The following is an 18,923-nucleotide window of genomic DNA, read 5'->3' as shown; positions in this document are numbered from 1 at the left end:
GGTCCTCCCCCACTCCTCGTCAGGACGAGCCCAGTTGCTGGTCGATGAGCGCGAACATCTCGTCGTCCGAGGCCGACTCCAGCGCCTCGCCGTCGATGTCCTTGGCCCCGGCCGTGCCGCCCTCCAGCAGGGACAGCAGAGCGTGGAGCCGGCCCGCGACCGTCTCGCGGGCCTTCCCGTCCATGGCGTGGCCGGTCAAGGTGGACTCGAGCCTTGCCAAGTCGCCCAGCACGGAACCGAGACGGTCCACCGCCGCGCCGGGCGTCCGGTCCGCGGGGGCGAGCTTCTGGTCCAGATAGCGGGCCATGGTCTCCGCGTCGGGATAGTCGAAGACGAGGGCGGCGGGCAGCCGCAGCCCGGTCGCGGCCGAGAGCCGGTTGCGCAGCTCGACGGCGGTCAGCGAGTCGAACCCCAGCTCCTTGAACGAGGTGTCCGCCCGCACGGCAGCCGGGTCGCTGTGGCCCAGCACCGTCGCCGCGTGCGTACGCACCAGGTTCACCAGCTCGCGGTGGCGCTCCGCGTCGGAGAGCGCCGCCAGACGGCCCGCCCAGTCGGTGGACCGGGCGGCGGCCGCGGTGCGCCGTACGGGCGCTCCGGCCGCCGCGATCGTGCGGAGCAGGGCGGGCACGGCGTCGGACGGCTGGGCGCCGAGCGTACGCGGATCGAGGTCGAGCGCCAGCGGAGCCGCGCCGCCGTGTCGCAGGGCGGCGTCGAACAGCGCCAGCGCCATCGGGGTGGACAGCGGGGTGAAGCCGGTGCGGCTCATCCGCGCGTGGTCGGCCTCGGTGAGCCGGCCCGTCATATCGCTGGTGGCGGCCCACAGGCCCCAGGCGATGGACACGCCGGTGAGACCGGCGTGGCGCCGCCGGGTGGCGAGGGCGTCGCAGTAGGCGTTGGCGGCGGCGTAGTTGGCCTGCCCGGCGGTGCCGAGGGTGCCTGCGGCGGAGGAGAAGACGACGAACATGGCGAGGGGGAGGTGCTCGGTGGCCCGGTGCAGATGAGCCGCGGACGTCGCCTTCGCCGCCCAGACCGGCGCCAGCCGCTCTGCGGTCTGCGCGGTCAGCACCGCGTCGTCCAGAGCCCCCGCGGTGTGGATGACGCCGGTGAGGGGGTGGGCGGGGTCGATGGTGTCGATGATCTGCCGCAGGGCGGGGAGGTCCGAGGTGTCGGTGGCGGTGATGTGGACGGTGGCGCCGAGGGCGGTGAGTTTGTCGGTGAGTTGTTGGGCGCCGGGGGCGTGGGGGCCGCGTCGGCTGAGGAGGTGGAGGTGGGTGATGTGGTGGGTGGTGACGAGGTGTTCGGCGATGAGGGCGCCGAGGGTGCCGGTGCCGCCGGTGATCAGGACCGTGCCGTGGGGGTCGAGGGTGCGGGGGATGTCCAGGACGAGTTTGCCGGTGTGTTTGGCCTGGCTCATATGGCGCAGCGCCTGACGCGCCCTGGTCAGGGGCCATGCCTGCACCGGGGGCGGGGTCAGGGTCCCCTGGGTGAAGAGGTCGGCCAGCGTGCCCAGCATCTCCGCGACCCGGTCCAGACCGGCGTCCGGAACCAGGTCGTAGAAGCGGTAGCGGACACCCGGGTACGTTGCGGCGATCTCCTCGGCGTCGCGCTTGTCGGTCTTGCCCATCTCGATGAACCGGCCGCCGTCGCCCAGCAGCCGCAGGGAGGCGTCGGTGAACTCGCCTGCCAGGCTGTTGAGGACCACGTCGACGGTCGGGAAGGTGTCCTCGAAGTCGAGGTCGCGGGAGGAGGCGCGGTGGGTCTCGTCGATGCCCATGGCCTCCAGGACGTGGTGTTTGGCGGGGCTCGCGGTGGCGTAGACCTCGGCGCCCAGGTGGCGGGCGATCTGCACGGCCGCCGTGCCCACGCCGCCGGTGGCGGCGTGGATGAGGACCGATTCGCCCGGTGTGAGTCCAGCGAGGTCCACCAGCCCGTACCAGGCCGTCAGGAACGTCGTCGGGACGGCCGCGGCCTGCTGGTCCGTCCAGCCGGGCGGGATCGGCACCACGGCGCGCGCGTCGGCGACGGCGACCGGTCCGAAGGCGCCCTCGAACAGCCCGAACACCTGGTCGCCGACGGCCACCGACGTGACGTCCGGCGCCACGTCGAGCACCACGCCCGCGCCCTCGCTGCCGCGGAACACCCCTTCGTCCGGGTACATCCCGAGCACGATCAGCACATCGCGGAAGTTGATGCCCGCGGCGCGCACGCCGATGCGCACCTGACCCGGCGCCAGCGGCTCCAAGACCTCGGGGCAGGCCACGACCGACACGCTGTCGACGGTGCCGGTGCCGTCGGACGCCAACCGCCAGGCCGGTTCGCCCGGCGGCGGCGCCAACTCCGCTGCCGCCGCCCGTTCCAGCCGTGGCGCCAGCACGCCTCCTCCGCGCACCGCCACCTGCGGTTCGTCGAGCGCCACAGCCCGCGTGACGGCGCCCCGTACCTGCTCGGGCCCCGCGTCGTCGTCGATGTCGCACAGCACGAAGCGGCCCGGGTTCTCCGCCTGGGCGCTGCGCACCAGGCCCCACACGGCCGCCGCCGCCGGGTCGGGCCGGGCGGCCCCGGGGCCGTCGTCGGCATCCCCGGCCGCCACCGCGCCACGGGTGACGAGCACCAGCCGAGCCTCGGCGAGCTCCGGCCTCTCCAGCCACCGCCGCGCCGACGCCAGCACACCCGTCACCACGGCCGGCGCGGCGGCGGACGGCTCGTCGCCGCCCTCGGCCGCGGGCACGCCGACGAGCACCGTGTGGGGCGTGTCCCCGCCCGCGTCGTGGGCGGCGAACAGGGCGTCGAGGTCGGCGTAGTGGGGCAGCTCAGAATCTGCCGAGTCGAACGGGAGCGGGCCGCCCTCCAAGACCGCCCACCCCGGCGCCATCGCGTCCGACTCCGCCTCCAGGGGCGGCAGGGGCGCCCACGCCACCTCGTACAGCCCGTCCACCCGCCGCGCGCCCGCCTCGCGCAACTGCCGCGCGCTTGTCGGGCGTACGACCACGGAGTCGGCGCTGAGCACCGTATCGCCGGCCGCGTCGGCCACCATGAGCCGGAAGCCGTGCTCGAGCGGCGACATACGGACCCGCACCGCGCGGGCGCCGGTGGCCCACAGCGACACGCCGCCCCACGCGAACGGCAGCCGCAGTTGCCCGTCGTCGCCCTGGCCGTCCAGCGCCATGGGGTGCAGGGCAGCGTCCAGCAGCGCGGGGTGGAGGGAGAACCCGTCGGCGCCCTCGTGGGCCGCCTCGGGCAGCACGACCTCCGCGAGCAGGTCGGCGCCCTGCCGCCAGGCGGCGGTCAGGCCCCGGAAGGCCGGGCCGTAGCCGTAGCCGATCGCCTCGGCGCGGCCGTAGAAGTCGGACACGTCCACCGGCTCGGCGTCGGGTGGCGGCCACGTCCCCGTAAACGCCGCGTCCGGCACGCCCGGCGCCGTCGGGGTCGTCGGGGCGAGGTGTCCGGTGGCGTGGCAGGTCCAGGGCGACGCGCCGTCGTCCGCGTCCGGGCGGGAGTGCACCCGCACCTCGCGGCGGCCCTCCTCGCCGGGCGCGTCCACCACGACCTGGACCCGCAGCCCGCCGGACGCGGGCAGCGTCATCGGGATGTGGAGGGCGAGCTCCTCGATTCCGCCGCAGCCCGCCTCGTCGGCCGCCCGCAGCACCCACTCCACCAGGGCCGCGCCCGGCACCAGGGGAGTGCCGGCGACGACGTGGTCGGCGAGCCAGCCGCCGCCCCCGGCGGCGGGGAGCCGCCCGGTCATCACCAGCCCGCCGTCGGCCAGTTCGACCGCCGCGCCGAGCTGGGCGTGCGCCACCGAGGTGAGCCCGGCGCTCCGCAGATCGCCCGGGCCGCCGTCCATGCCCAGCCAGTAGCGCCGCCGTTGGAAGGCGTAGGTGGGCAGGTCGGTGGTGCGCGGTGGCGGGTCGGCGGGATACCAGACGTCCCAGGCCACGGCGAGCCCGGCGGTGTGCGCGGCGGCGACGGCCTGGGCGAGCCGGCGGGGCCCGCCCTGGTCGCGGCGGAGGGTGGGGATGGTGGCGGCGGAGATGTCCGCCGCCTCGAAGGCGTCCTGCATCCCGGGGGCGAGGACGGGGTGCGGGCTCACCTCGACGAAGTGGCGGTGTCCGCGGTCCAGGAGGGCGGCGAGGGTGTCGGTGAAGCGGACCGGCCTGCGGAGGTTGGTGAACCAGTAGTCGGTGTCGAGCCCGGCGGTGTCGAGACGCTCGGCGGTCACCGTGGAGTAGAAGGCGATGTCCGACGCGGCGGGCGTCAGCTCGCCCAGGGCGGAGACGATGTCCTCGCGGATGCGGTCGACATGGGGGCTGTGGGAGGCGTAGTCCACATCGATGGTGCGGGTCCGCGCGCCACGGGCCTCGGCGGCCGCCAGGACGGTGGCGATCTGCGCCATCGCGCCCGAGACGACCGTGGTGGCAGGGCCGTTGGCGGCGGCCAGGGTGACATCGTCGGCCTGGTCGCCCAGCTCCTCCAGGAGCCGGGTGGTGTCGTCGGCGCCGAGGGTGAGGGAGGCCATGGTGCCCTGGCCGGCCAGGGCGCGCAGGGCCCGGCTGCGCAGGGCCACGACCTTGGCGGCGTCGTCGAGGGTGAGGGCTCCGGCCACGCAGGCGGCGGCGATCTCGCCCTGGGAGTGGCCGATGACGGCGGCGGGGGTGACCCCGAGGTGTTGCCAGAGGGCGGCGAGGGAGACCATCACGGCCCAGAGGGTGGGCTGGACGACATCGACGCGCTGGGGGTCGGTGTCGGTGTCGGTGTCCGCGCCGCGCAGCACGGCGGTGAGTGACCAGTCCACGTACGGCGCCAGGGCTCGCTCGCACTCCGCGATCCGCGCCGCGAACACCGGTGAGCCGTCCAGCAGCTCCACGCCCATGCCCCGCCACTGCGACCCCTGGCCCGGGAAGACGAACACCGGGCCGGCGGGCGCCGCGATGGCCGTTCCCGCCACGACCGCCGGGTCGGGCTCGTCGGCGGCCAGCCTCTCCAACCCGGCCAGCAGCGAGTCCCGGTCGTCGCCCACGATCACGGCCCGGTGCTCGAACGACGACCGCGTCGTCGCCAACGACCAGCCCACCTCGGCCGGCTCGGTGTGGGGGAGTCGTGTGGCCAGGTTCGAGGCCTGGGCGCGCAGCGCTTCGGCGGTGCGCGCGGAGAGCACGAGGGGCAGGACGCCGGGCCGGGAGGTGCGCTCCGGCTCGGGCTGTTCGGGGGCTTGTTCGAGGATGAGGTGGGCGTTGGTGCCGGAGATGCCGAAGGAGGAGACGGCGGCGCGGCGCGGCCGGTCGGTGTCGGGCCACTGGGCGGCCTCGGTGAGGAGGCGGACGTTTCCGGTGGCCCAGTCGACGTGCGGGCTGGGCTCGTCCACGTGCAGGGTGGCCGGGAGGTGGCCGTGGCGCAGGGCCATCACCATCTTGATGACAGCGGCGGCACCGGCGGCGGCCTGGGTGTGGCCGATGTTGGACTTGATCGAGCCCAGCCACAGGGGCCGGTCCTCGGGGCGGTTCTGTCCGTAGGTGGCGAGGAGGGCCTGTGCCTCGATCGGGTCGCCCAGGGTCGTGCCCGTGCCGTGGGCCTCGACGGCGTCCACGTCCGCCGGATCCAATCCGGCCGTGGCCAGGGCCTGGCGGATGACGCGCTGCTGCGAGGGGCCGTTGGGCGCGGTCAGGCCGTTGCTCGCGCCGTCCTGGTTGATCGCCGAGCCCCGCAGGATCGCGAGCACCCGGTGCCCGTTGCGCCGGGCGTCCGACAGCCGCTCCAGCACCAGCAGCCCGGCGCCCTCGCTCCAGCCGGTGCCGTCGGCGGCTGCGGCGAACGGCTTGCACCGCCCGTCCGGGGCCAGGCCGCGCTGCCGGGAGAACTCGACGAACGTGTTCGGCGTGGCCATCACCGTCACCCCGCCCGCGAGCGCCAGATCGCACTCACCCTGCCGCAGCGCCTGCGCGGCGAGGTGCATTGCCACCAGCGACGACGAACACGCCGTGTCCACCGTGAGCGTCGGCCCCTCCAGACCGAAGGTGTAGGCCACCCGGCCGGACGCCACGCTCGGCGTGGAGCCCGTCATGATCTGGCCCTCGTACCCCTCCGGGATCCGGCCGAGGAACCGCGCGCCGTAGTCGTCGTACATGATGCCGGTGACCACCGCCGTCCGGCTGCCGCGCAGCGCCACCGGATCGATGCGGGCGTGCTCGAACGCCTGCCACGCCGTCTCCAGCAGCAGCCGCTGCTGCGGGTCGGTGGCCAGCGCCTCCCGGGGGCTGATCCCGAAGAACTCCGCGTCGAAAAGGGCGGCTTGGTGCAGAAAGCCGCCCTCCCTGGCGTAGCTCTTGCCCGTCCGCTCGGGGTCGGGGTCGTACAGCCCGGCCACGTCCCAGCCGCGGTCCTCGGGGAACGGCCCGATCGCGTCCACCCCGTCGGCGACCAGCCGCCACAGCCCGTCCGGGGAGTGCACATCGCCCGGGTAGTGGCAGGCCATGCCGACGATCACGACGGGGTCGTCGGCGTCTCCGGCCCGGGTCGGCGCGCCCGCTCCCGGCGGCAGCGGCGCGGCGGCCGCGGTGGCGCCGAGCAGTTCGGTGCGCAGATGGCTCACCAGGGTCTCGGGCGTCGGGTAGTCGAAGACCGCGGTGGCCGGCAGGCGGACGCCGGTGGCTTCGTGGATCGCGTTGCGCAGCTCCAGCGCGGTCAGCGAGTCGAGGCCGAGCTGCTGGAAGGTCCGGCCCAGTTCGAGGGTTTCCGGCTCGGGGAGGGCCAGGACGGCGGCGATCCGGTCGCGTATCAGCTCGCCGATCACCTGGTCCTGCTCGGCCTCCGGCAGCCCGGCCAGCCGCCCGGCCCAGGAGGGGGACACGGCGTCCGGCGCGGCCGTACGCGCCGTACGCACCGGGACGCGCACGAGGCGGCGCAGCAGCGGGGGCAGCGTTCCGGCGGCGGCCTGCTCGCGCAGCACGGCGAGTTCGAACCTGGCCGGGACCAGCACGGGCGGCGCGGTGGCGAGCGCCGCGTCGAACCGGGCCAGGCCCTGCTCCCCGGACATCGCGGCGGTGCCCGAACGCGCCATCCGGGCCAGATCCGCGGTGGCGAGGTGTTCGGTCATCCCCTCGTCCACCCCCCACAGGCCCCAGGCCAGCGAGGTCGCCCGGCCGCCCGCCGCGCGCACGTGTTCGGCGAGGGCGTTGAGGAACGCGTTCGCCGCGCCGTAGTTGCCCTGCCCGCCGCTGCCGAGCACCGAGGCGGCGGAGGAGAACAGCACGAACGAGGCGAGGCCCGCGCCCTCGGTCAGCCGGTGCAGATGCCAGGCCGCGTCCACCTTCGGCGCCAGGACGGCGTCGAGTTGGCCGGGCGTCAGCGAGGTGACCACGCCGTCGTCGAGCACGCCCGCGGTGTGCACGACCGACGTCAGCGGGTGCTCGGCGGGGACGGTGGCGAGCAGCGCGGCCAGCGCCTCGGGGTCGGAGGTGTCACAGCTCTCGACGCGTACGTCGGCCCCGAGCGCGGCCGCGAACGCGTCGATGCCCTCGGCGGCCGGACCGCTGCGGCTGACCAGCAGCAGATGCCGGACACCGTGGGTTTCGACGAGGTGCCGGGCGAGCAGCCGGCCGAGCGAGCCGGTGCCGCCGGTCACCAGTACGGTGCCCTCGGGGTCGAACGCCGTCGGCGCCGTGTCCTCGTCGGGGAGCGCCGCGACCAGCCGGGGCACCAGCACCCGCCCGTCGCGGAGCGCCAGTTGCGACTCGCCCGCGGCCGTGGCGGCCGCGACCGCCGCCGCCAGCGCGTCCCGGGACGCCGGGCTGTCATCCGTGTCCACCAGCACGATCCGCCCCGGGTGTTCGGCCTGCGCGGCGCGCAGCAGGCCCAGCATCGCGGCGCCCGCCAGGTCGGCCGGAGCGTCGGCCGGGTCGGCGGCGATGGCTCCCGTAGTGAGCACCACCAGACGGCCGGTGGCGAGGGCGTCGTCCGCCAGCCACTCCCGCAGCCACGCGAGTACGTGGTGCGTGGCTGCGCGCACCCGGGCGGGCGGCGCGTCGCCATCGGGGGCGCAGAGGCAGCCCATGGCGATCAGGTCGGGGGCCGGGGCCCCGGCGGCGACCGAGGCGCTCAGCGCGGCGAGGTCCGGATGGCGCGCCACGTGCTCGTCGGGCAGCGCGGCGGTGGCGCCGTCGGTCCGGTCCGTGCCGTTCGCGTCGACCACGCCCCAGCGGCCCGCCGTCGCCGTCGGCACGGCGGCGGGCAGCGCGAAGGGCTCCCAGTCCAGCCGGTACAGCGAACGGTCGGCCTGCGCCGCCCCGGACCGCCACCGCTCGGCGGAGACGGTGCGCAGCGTGAGGGCGTCGACCGTGGCGACCTCTGCGCCGGCGTCGTCGGACAGCCGCATGGCCACGCTGTCCGGCCCGGTCGGCGTGATGCGGACCCGCAGCCGGGACGCGCCGCGCGCCGACAGCCGCACACCGCCGAAGGAGAACGGCAGCCGGACCGTGCCCGGCGCGCCGCCCGCCTGGTCCTCGCCGGTGAACAGCGCGCCGATCGGGTGCAGGGCGGCGTCGAGGAGGGCGGGGTGGACGGCGTACGCCCGGCCGTCGTTCCGCAGGCCGGGGTCCAGGCTCACCTCGGCGAACATCTCCTCGCCGACTCGCCACGCCGCGCGCAGCCCGGTGAACGCAGGTCCGTAGCGGTAGCCCTCGTCGGCCAGCCGCTCGTACAACCCGGCCACGTCGACCTCTTCCGCCCCGGCCGGTGGCCACGGGGCAGGCGGCGCCGCGGGCTCGGGAGTGGCACTGGTCCCCGCGGCGGTCAGCGTGGCGGTGGCGTGCCGGTGCCAGGGTCCGTACGGCTCATCGGCACCGTCCGACGCCTCGGCGCCGCCGCCGGACGGGCGCGAGTAGACGGTGACGGCCCGCCGGCCGGCCTGGTCGGCGGCCCCGACGGCGACCTGGAGATCCACCGCCCCCACCGGGGGCAGCAGCAGTGGCGCCTCCAGGGTGAGGTCCGCGATCCGGTCGCAGCCGGTCCGTTCGCCCGCCTGGAGCGCGAGTTCCACGAAGAGCGTGCCGGGCAGCGGCACCGCGTCCACGATGGCGTGGTCGGCCAGCCAGGGCTGACCGCGCAGCGACAGCCGGCCGGTCAGCAGCAACCCGCCGTCCGCCGGTTCGAGCGCGGCGCGCAGCAGAGGGTGGTCGCTCGCCTCGAGCCCGGCGGCCCGTACGTCCGCCTCCGCTTGCGGGGCGTCCCGCCAGTAGCGGCGGCGGTCGAAGCGGTAGCCGGGCAGGTCGGTGGCCGGGGTCCCCGGCGGGAAGGCGGCGGCGAAGTCGACGGTCTCGCCGTCCACATGGAGCCGCGCGAGCGCGGTCAGCAGCGTACGGGACTCCTCGCGGCCGCCGCGCAGCGCCGCGGCGAGCACCGGCGCGCCCGCGCCCCCCGATCCTCCGCCGGCACCTTCCGCTGCCAGGCAGTCGCGGGCCATGGTGGTGAGCACGGCGTCCGGGCCGAGTTCCAGGAAGCGGGTGACGCCCTCCGCGCGCAGGGCGGCGATGCCGTCGCGGAACCGCACCGGCTGCCGCGCGTGCCGCACCCAGTAGTCGGGGTCGCACAGCTGCTCGGCGCCGGCCAGCGCGCCGGTCACGTTCGAGACGACCGCGATCCGCGGCGGGGCGTACGTCAGCGAGGCGGCGACCCGCCGGAACTCCTCCAGCATCGGATCGATCCGCGGCGAGTGGAAGGCGTGGCCGACCCGCAGCCGCCGGGTCCGGTGTCCGCGCTCCCGTATCGCGCGGGCGACCTCCTCGACCACCTCCTCGTCGCCCGACACCACCACCGACGTCGGCGCGTTGACGGCCGCCAGCGCCACCCGGTCGGCCCGTCCGGCGAGCAGCGGCGCCACCTCTTCCTCGGCGGCCTCCAGCGCGATCATCGCGCCACCTTCCGGCAGCGCCTGCATCAGCCGCCCGCGGGCGGCCACCAGCCGCGCCGCGTCCGGCAGCGACAGCACCCCGGCGATGTGCGCGGCGACCAGCTCGCCGACCGAGTGCCCCGCCAGATAGCCGGGCACCACGCCGAACGACTCCACCAGCCGGTACAGGGCGACCTCGACCGCGAACAGCGCGGCCTGCGTCACCCCCGTCGCGTCCAGCGGACCGGCCTCGTCCCCGTCCCCGTCGGCGGGCGCGAACACCAACTCCCGCAGCGAACGCCCCAGGTGGGGGTCCAGCGCCGCACACGCCTCGTCGAACGCGGCGGCGAACACCGGATAGGTCCGGTACAGCCGGGCGCCCATGCCGGGGCGCTGGCTGCCCTGCCCGGTGAAGAGGAACGCGCTGCCACCGAGCCGCGCCGGGGCGGACGCCCGCGTCACATCGGGATGTGTACGCCCCTCGGCGAGCTCGGCGAGCCGGGCACACAGCTCCTCGCGGTCCGTGCCCAGGACGACGGCGCGGTGGTCGAGCGCGGACCGGGTGGCGGCCAGCGACCAGCCCACCGCGTCGACCGGGAGGTCCGGGCGCGCGGCGAGGTGTTCGGCGAGCGCTGCGGCCTGCGTGCCCAGCGGCGCCGCGCCGCGCGCGGAGAGCACCCACGGCACGGCGGCGCCCTCCGGGCGTGGCGGCGTACCCGCGGGCAGCTCCGTGTCCGTGTCCGGCAGGGGCGGTGCCTCTTCGAGAATCAGATGCGCGTTGGTGCCGCTGATGCCGAAGGACGACACACCGGCCCGGCGCCGCCGCTCCCCGGTCGGCCACGCGACCGGCTCGGCCAGCAGCCGCACCGCTCCGCCGTCCCAGTCGACCACGGGCGTGGGCCGGTCGGCGTTCAGGAGGGCGGGCAGCGAGGCGTTCCGCAGCGCCATGACCATCTTGATCACGCCCGCGACACCCGCCGCGCCCTGGGTGTGTCCGATGTTCGGCTTGACCGCGCCCAGCCACAGCGGCCGGTCCGCGGGCCGCTCCTGACCGTACGTGGCCAGCAGCGCCTGGGCCTCGATGGGATCGCCCAGTGTCGTGCCGGTGCCGTGTGCCTCGACCGCGTCCACGTCCGCCGGAGCGAGCCGGGCGCCGGCCAGCGCCTGCCGGATGACGCGCTGCTGCGACAGTCCGTTGGGCGCGGTCAGCCCGTTGCTCGCGCCGTCCTGGTTGATCGCCGAGCCGCGCACCACGGCCAGGACGCGGTGACCGTTGCGCCGGGCGTCCGACAGCCGCTCCAGCACCAGCAGCCCCACGCCCTCGGCGAACGCGGTGCCGTCGGCCCCCTCGGAGAAGGCCTTGCACCGGCCGTCCGCCGCCAGCCCCCGCTGCCGCGCGAACTCCGTGAACACGTAAGGAGTGGTCATGACCGTCACCCCGCCCGCCAGCGCCAGTTCGCACTCGCCCTGACGCAGCGCCTGCGCGGCGAGGTGCATCGCCACCAGCGACGAGGAACACGCCGTGTCCACCGTGACCGCGGGCCCCTCCAGACCCAGGGTGTACGCCACCCGGCCGGACAGCACACTGGGCGCGTTGCCGGTGACCAGATAGCCCTCCGCGGCCCGGTCGATGTGCGGGGTGCCGAAGCCGGGCAGGGCGGTGCCCGCGTACACGCCGACGGGCGCGCCCTTCAGCGACCCGGGCGCGATGCCCGCCCGCTCCAGCGCCTCCCAGGCCACCTCCAGCAGCAGCCGCTGCTGCGGGTCGATCGCGGCGGCCTCCCGGGGGCTGATGCCGAAGAACTCCGGGTCGAACAGGTCGGCGTCGTGCAGGAAGCCGCCCTCGCGGGCGTAGCTGGTGCCCGGGTGGTCGGGGTCAGGGTGGAACAGCCGCTCCAGGTCCCAGCCGCGGTTGTCCGGAAACGCGGTCATCGCGTGCCGGCGGGCGGCGACCAGGTCCCACAGGTCCTCGGGCGAGGCCACCCCGCCGGGGTAGCGGCAGGCCATCGCCACGATGGCCACCGGCTCCCGCTGCCCGTCCTCGACCTCGCGCAGCCGCGCCCGGGTGTCGTGCAGATCGGCGGCGACCCGCTTGAGGTAGTCGACCAGCCGCTCTTCGTTGGTCTCTGCGGTCACGGCATGTCCCTCCCCACCCGCTCAGTCTTGGCGCGCTTCAACGCGCGGGCTTCCTTCGTCACTGCTCGCTCCTTCGTCGCTGCGCGGCTCCTCAGTCCAGCCCGCACAGCGCGCCAAGACACGCTCACTTCGCCTGCCGCGCTCGTCGAGGCTTCTCGGGCTCTCTCGGCGTTCGTGCCAGACCGGGCTCATTGCACTCCGAGTTCCTTGTCGATGAAGTCGAGGACCTGGTCGGTCGTCGCGGCTTCGAGCCGCTCGGCCGCGCTGCCGCCGTTCCGGCCCGGGGCGTGGGCCGCCTTCCAGGCGGCCAGCAGCGACTCCAGACGCGCCGTCACCGCGCCGGGGTCGGCCCCTCCGGCGCCGTTCACACCGCCGTTCGCGCCGCCGTTCGCACCGGACGCGGTGAGCGCCGTCAGCGTCTCCTCCAGACCCGTCAGCCGACTGAGCACGGGCGCGTAGAGGTCGGGCGCGGTCGCCGCCGCCTCCTCGGGGGCCAGTCGGCCGCGCAGATGCTCGGCCAGCGCCACCGGCTCCGGGTAGTCGAAGACGACGGTGGCGGCCAGCCGTACCCCGGTGGCGGCCGTGACGCGGTTGCGCAGCTCGACGGCGGTCAGCGAGTCGAACCCGAGCTCCTTGAACGCCGCGTCCGCCGGTACGGCGTCGGGGTCGGCGTGTCCGAGCACGGTGGCGGCGTGTTTGCGGATCAGATCGGTGAGCAGGCGGCGCTGTTCGGCCGGGGCGAGACCGCCCAGCCGGGCCGCCCAGCCGCCGGGCTCCTCGCCCGCCGCCGCGGTCGGCCGCGCCGCGCCCCCCGGCCCGCCGGAGCGGGCCCCCGCCGCCGACGCCTCCGCTGCCAGGGCGCGCAGCGGCACGGGCAGGGCCGCGAGGGGCTGCGCGGCCAGCGCCCGGGTGTCCAGGTTCAGCGCGAGCAGCGCCGGCCGGCCGTGCTCCACCGCCGCGTCGAACAGCTCCTGCCCCTGCTCGGCGCTGTTCGGAACGATGCCCTGCCGGGCGATCCGCGCCACGTCCGACTCGGTCAGCCCTCCGGTGAGCCCGCTCGCGGTGGACCACAGGCCCCAGCTCACCGACACGCCCGGCAGACCCTCGGCGTGGCGCCGCTCGACCAGGGCGTCGCAGAAGGCGTTGGCGGCCGCGTAGTTGGCCTGCCCAGGGGTGCCGAGGGTGGACGCGAACGAGGAGAACAACACGAACATGCCCAGCGGCAGCCCGGCCGTCGCGCGGTGCAGATGGGCCGCCGCCGCGGCCTTGGCCGCCCAGGCCTCGGCCATGCGCTGCTCGTCCTGCGCGGGCAGCATCGCGTCCGCCACCACACCCGCCGCGTGGACGACCCCGGTGAGCGGATGCGCCGGGTCGATCCCCGCGATTGCTTCACCCAGCGCGTCGGCGTCCCCGACGTCCACCGCGGCCACCCGCACCCGTGCGCCGAGTTCGGTGAGCCGGGCCGTCAGCTCCGCCGCGCCCGGGGCGTCGGGGCCGCGCCGGCCGAGCAGCAGCAGATGCCGAACCCCGCCCGAGCGCACCAGGTGTTCGGCGATCAGGCCGCCGAGGGTGCCGGTGCCGCCCGTGATCAGCACCGTGCCGTCCGGGTCCGGCGCGGGCGCCACGTCCAGCACCAGCTTGCCGGTGTGCCGGGCCTGGCTGAGCTGCCGAAGCGCCTGCCTGACCTGGCCGAGCCGCCACGCGGTGACGGGCAGGGGCGTGAACGCGCCGGCGGCGAACCGCTCGCCCACGGCGGCCAGCAGCCGCCCGATGTGCTCCGGACCGGCGTCCGCGATCAGGTCGAACGCCCGGTACGCCACGGAGTGGTCCCGCGCGACCCGCTCCGGGTCGCGTACGTCCGTCTTGCCCATCTCGATCAGCCGGCCGCCGGGCGCGAGCAGCCGCAGCGAGGCGTCGGTGAACTCCCCGGCCAGGCTGTTGAGGACGAGGTCGACGCCCCGGCCGCCGGTCGCCGCCGAGAACACCGCCTCGAACTCCAGGTCCCGAGAGGACGCCCGGTGTGCGGCGTCCACGCCCATGCCCTCCAGCACCGGGTGCTTCGCGGGGCTCGCCGTGGCGAACACCTCCGCGCCCAGATGCCGGGCCACTTGGACGGCGGCCATGCCCACTCCGCCGGTCGCGCCGTGGATCAGCACGGTCTCGCCCGGGCGCAGCCCGCCCAGCTCCACCAGGCCGTACCAGGCGGTGAGGAAGGCCACCGGGGCGGCCGCGGCCTCCCGCAGGCTCCAGCCGTGCGGCACGGGGGCGACCATCCGGGCATCGGCCACCGTCACAGGGCCGAACGCACCGTCGAACAGGCCCATCACACGGTCGCCCACGGCCACGCCGGTCACCCCGTCGGACACCTCCACGACGACCCCGGCGCCCTCGTTGCCGATCGACGCCTCGGCGTCCGGGTACATGTCCAGGGCGATCAGCGCGTCGCGGAAGTTGAGACCGGCGGCGCGCACGGCGATCCGCACCTCGCCGGGCGCGAGCGGGGCCGAGGCCCCGGGGCTGGGGGCCGTGGTGAGGTCGTCCGGGCCGGTCTTTCCGGCCACCACACGCCAGGCCCGCTCGCCCGGAGGGGCCGTCAGCTCCGGCTCCGTGTCCGCCCGGGCCATGCGGGGCACCAGGGCCCGCCCGCCCCGCAGCGCGAGCTGCGGCTCGTCGGCGCGTACTGCCTCCCGTACCGCTTCGGCCAGTCCGGTGTCGGCGTCGCAGCCGGTGTCGCAGCCGGTGTCGATGAGGAGGAAACGCCCCGGGTGTTCCGTCTGGGCGCTGCGTACGAGCCCCCACACCGCTGCCGCGGCGGGGTCCACCGGCTCCTCGCCGGCGCCACCGGCCCGCACCCCAGAACGCGTGACCACGGCCAGCCGTGCGCCCTCGGCCATGCTCCCGGCGGCCAGCCACCGCTGAGCGAGCGCCAGTGTCCGGCGCGCGGTGGCCAGGCCCGTGTCCGCCCCCGCCGGGTCCGGGCCGGTCCGCACCGGGGCGACGACGACATCCGGGACGGGGGCGCCGCCGTCCACGGCGTGGCACAGCGCGTCGAGATCGGCGTAACGGGCGGCATCGGCCAGGCCCGGGGGGCCCTGGGCGTCATTGCCCACCACCGCAAGTGTCACCGGAACAGCCCCGGCCTCTTCAACCGCCGCAGCGGGAAGGGGCGTCCACTCCACCGCGAACAGCCCGTGCGGCCCCCGCGCACGGCTCGCCGCGCGCAGCTGACGGCCGTCGGTCTCGCGGAGCGCGACCGCGTCCGCGGTCAGCACCAGGGAGCCCGTGGCGTCGGCCAGCAGCACCCGCAGCCCGCCCGGCCGCGGCGACAGCCGGACCCTGAGCCGCGTGGCGCCACCCGCCCACAGCCGCACCCCGCTCCAGGCGAACGGGAGCAGCACCGCCGCGCGCCCCGCGTCGGCGCCCGGCGCGGCGGTGTCCAGGTGACCGGTCAGCAGCACCGGCTGCATCGCCGCGTCGAGCAGGGCGGGGTGGATACCGAAGCCGCCCGCCTGGTCCGCCGCCTCCTCGGGCAGCACCACCTCCGCCAGCGTGTCCTCGCCGTCGCGCCATACGCTCCGCAGCCCCCGGAACACCGTCCCGTAGCCGTAACCCGCCGCCGCGGCCCGCTCGTAGAAACCCTCGATCGCCACCGGGCGTGCCCCCGGCGGCGGCCACGCCCCGCCCGGCTCCGGCGCCGGGAGCGGCCCGTCCGCGCCGGGGAGCAGCGTGCCCACGGCATGGCAGATCCAGGTGTCCGGCCCGCCGGAGTCCCCCTCGGGCCGGGAGAAGACCCGCACTGGACGGCGCCCGTCGACCTCCGTGGCGTCCACGACCACCTGGACCACCAGCCCGCCCGAGGCGGGAAGCGCCACCGGGACCTGGAGCGCCAGCTCCTCGACGCCGCCGCAGCCCGCCTCGTCGGCCGCCCGCAGCACCCACTCGACCAGCATCGCGCCGGGCAGCAACGGCAGGCCCGCGACGATGTGTTCGGCCGGCCAGCCGCCGCGCGCCGCCTCCGGCAGCCGCCCGCTGAGCAGCAGGCCGCCGTCGGCCAGACCCACGGCCACCGGGAGCAGCGCGTGTCCGACCGCGGTGAGCCCGGCCCCCGCCACATCGCCGGGACCGGTGCCGCCGCCGGTCGGCAGCCAGTACCGCTCCCGCTGGAAGGCGTACGACGGCAGCGGCACCGCCGTGGGCGCGGGCGCCCCGGCGTACCAGCTCGCCCAGTCGACCGCCACGCCCGCGGCATGCGCCTCGGCCAGCGCCCGGCACAGCCGCTCCGGGCCGCCCTCGTCGCGGCGGAGCGTGCCGATGGCCGCGGCCGGGGAGCCCGCCGCCTCGATGCACTCCTGAAGGCCGAGCAGCAGCACGGGATGCGCGCTGACCTCGATGAACACCCGGTAGTCGTCCGCCAGCAGCGCCTGGACCGCCTCGGCGAAACGCACCGGCTGCCGCAGGTTGGTGAACCAGTAGCCGGCGTCGAGGCCGACGGCGTCCATACGGGCACCGGTCACCGTCGAGTAGAAGGCGACATCGGACGCGGTGTCGGACGCGGCGCCGGACACCCCGGCGAGCACCTCGGCCAACACGCCGGCGATGCCGTCCACCTGAGGGCCGTGCGAGGCGTAGTCCACGTCGATCGCGCGGGCCCGCAACCCGTCGGCCCGGGCGGCGGCCACCAGCTTCGCGATCTGCTCCGGCGGCCCGGACACCACCGTGGACGACGGGCCGTTGACCGCCGCGACCGCCACGTCCGGCGCGTGCAGGGCGGTCAGCTCCTCGGTGCGCTCGACGCCACAGCCCATCGAGGCCATGGCGCCGTGCCCGGCCAGCGCCCGCAGCGCCCGCGCCCGCAGCGCCACCACCCGGGCGCCGTCCTCCAGCGTCATCGCGCCCGCGACACACGCCGCCGCGATCTCCCCCTGCGAGTGGCCCACCACGGCGGCCGGTACCACGCCGTGCGCCTCCCACACCGCGGCCAGCGACACCATGACCGCCCAGAGCACCGGCTGCACCACATCGACCCGGCCGATGTCGGCCGCGCCCTCCGCGCCGCGCAGCACATCGGTCAGCGACCAGTCGACATGCGCGGCCAGAGCCCGTTCGCACGCGGCGACGCGCGCCGCGAAGACGGGGGAGGAGTCCAGCAGCGCCACGCCCATACCGAGCCACTGCGACCCCTGCCCGGGGAACACCATGACCGGGCCCGCGCCCACGTCCGCCGCCACGCCCCGCACCACCGCGGGGCCCGGCTCGCCCGCCGCCAGCCCGTCGAGAGCGGCCAGGAGGTCCGGCCGGTCACGGCCCACCACGACGGCCCGGTGCTCGAACGCCGTGCGGCGCGTCGCCAGCGACCACCCCACGTCGACGCTGCCACTCGCCGCCCCGTCCGCCGTCAGGAAGGCGCCCAGTCGCGCGGCCTGGTCCCTCAGCGCCGCCTCGGTGCGCCCCGAGACGAGCCAGGGCACCACGCCGCTCTCGGCGTTGACCCGCTGCTCATCTGTCTGACCGTCGGCGTCCGGGGCCTGTTCGAGGATCACATGCGCGTTGGTGCCGGAGACGCCGAACGACGACACCGCCGCCCGGCGCGGCCGCTCGGCCACCGGCCAGTCCCGGGGCTCCGTCAGCAGCCGCACCGTGCCACCGCTCCAGTCCACGTGCCGGGTCGGCTCGTCGATGTGCAGGGTCCGGGCCAGCTTGCCGTCCCGCAGCGCCATCACGGTGTTGATGGCGCCCGCGACCCCGGCCGCCGCGTGCGTATGGCCGATGTTCGACTTGATCGAGCCGAGGTGGAGCGGCCGGTCCGCCGGGCGGTCCGCCCCGTACGTGGCGATCAGCGCCTCCGCCTCGATGGGGTCGCCCAGCCGGGTGCCGGTCCCGTGCGCCTCGACCATGTCCACGTCCGCGCCGGACAGGCCGGCTCGCGCCAACGCGTCCCGGATCACGTTCTCCTGGGCGACGTCGTTGGGCGCGGTGAGCCCGTTGCTCGCGCCGTCCTGGTTGATGGCCGAGCCGCGCACCACGGCCAGGACGCGGTGTCCGTTGCGCCGCGCGTCGGACAGGCGCTCCAGCAGCAGGACGCCGGCGCCCTCGGAGAAGCCGGTGCCGTCGGCGGCGGCCGCGAACGGCTTGCACCGTGCGTCGGGGGTCAGCGCACGCTGCCGGCAGAACTCGGTGAACATCAGCGGCGTGGACAGCACGGTGACCCCGCCCGCGAGCGCCAGGGAGCACTCGCCCTGCCGCAGGGCCTGCCCCGCCAGATGGATGGCCACCATCGACGACGAGCACGCGGTGTCCACGGTGACCGCGGGTCCCTCGAAACCGAAGGTGTACGCGACGCGGCCGGAGATGACGCTGGTGAGGCTGCCCGTGGTGGCGTAGCCCTCGAAGCCCTCCGGGATCCGCGGCAGGCCGGAGATGTAGTCCTCGCTCGACACCCCCACGTAGACGCCGGTCCGGCTGGCGCGCAGGGCGCCGGGCACCACCCCGGCGGACTCCAGCGCCTCCCACGACAGTTCGAGGAGCAGCCGCTGCTGCGGGTCCATTGCCAGCGCCTCGCGCGGGCTGATCCCGAAGAACCCCGCGTCGAAACGGTCGACGTCGTGCAGGAAGCCGCCCTGGCTCACATAGCTGGTGCCGAAGTTGGCGGGATCCGGGTGGAAGAGGCCGTCCAGATCCCAGCCGCGGTCGGTGGGGAAGTCGCCGATCGCGTCGCCGCCCGACAGCACGAGGCGCCGCAGGTCCTCGGGGGACCGCACCCCGCCGGGGAAGCGGCAGGCCATGCCGACCACCGCGACCGGCTCCTGCTCCCCCTCCTCCAGCTCCCGCAGACGGGTCCTGGCGTCGTGCAACTCGGTGGTGACCCGGCGCAGGTACTCGACCAGTTTCTCTTCGCTGACCATGTCGT

Annotated in this window: 2 protein-coding genes; both read right to left on the bottom strand. The window is 75.9% G+C overall.

From position 1 onward, the window contains the following. Positions 1 to 19 precede the first annotated feature (19 nt). Entirely contained in the window at positions 20 to 12,016 is an 11,997-nt protein-coding gene (locus ACZ4WQ_RS15205; RefSeq protein WP_468022219.1) for an SDR family NAD(P)-dependent oxidoreductase, read from the bottom strand. A gap of 188 nt (positions 12,017 to 12,204) precedes the next feature. Continuing rightward, positions 12,205 to 18,918: an SDR family NAD(P)-dependent oxidoreductase gene (locus ACZ4WQ_RS15200; RefSeq protein ID WP_468022218.1), complete on the bottom strand. Its 6,714-nt coding sequence runs from the start codon at positions 18,916 to 18,918 to the stop codon at positions 12,205 to 12,207. Positions 18,919 to 18,923: the final 5 nt, after the last annotated feature.

Source organism: Streptomyces sp. NPDC028305 (assembly GCF_055569495.1).
Note: the sequence above shows the minus strand (reverse complement) of the source record. Positions and strands in the feature narration are given on the sequence as shown.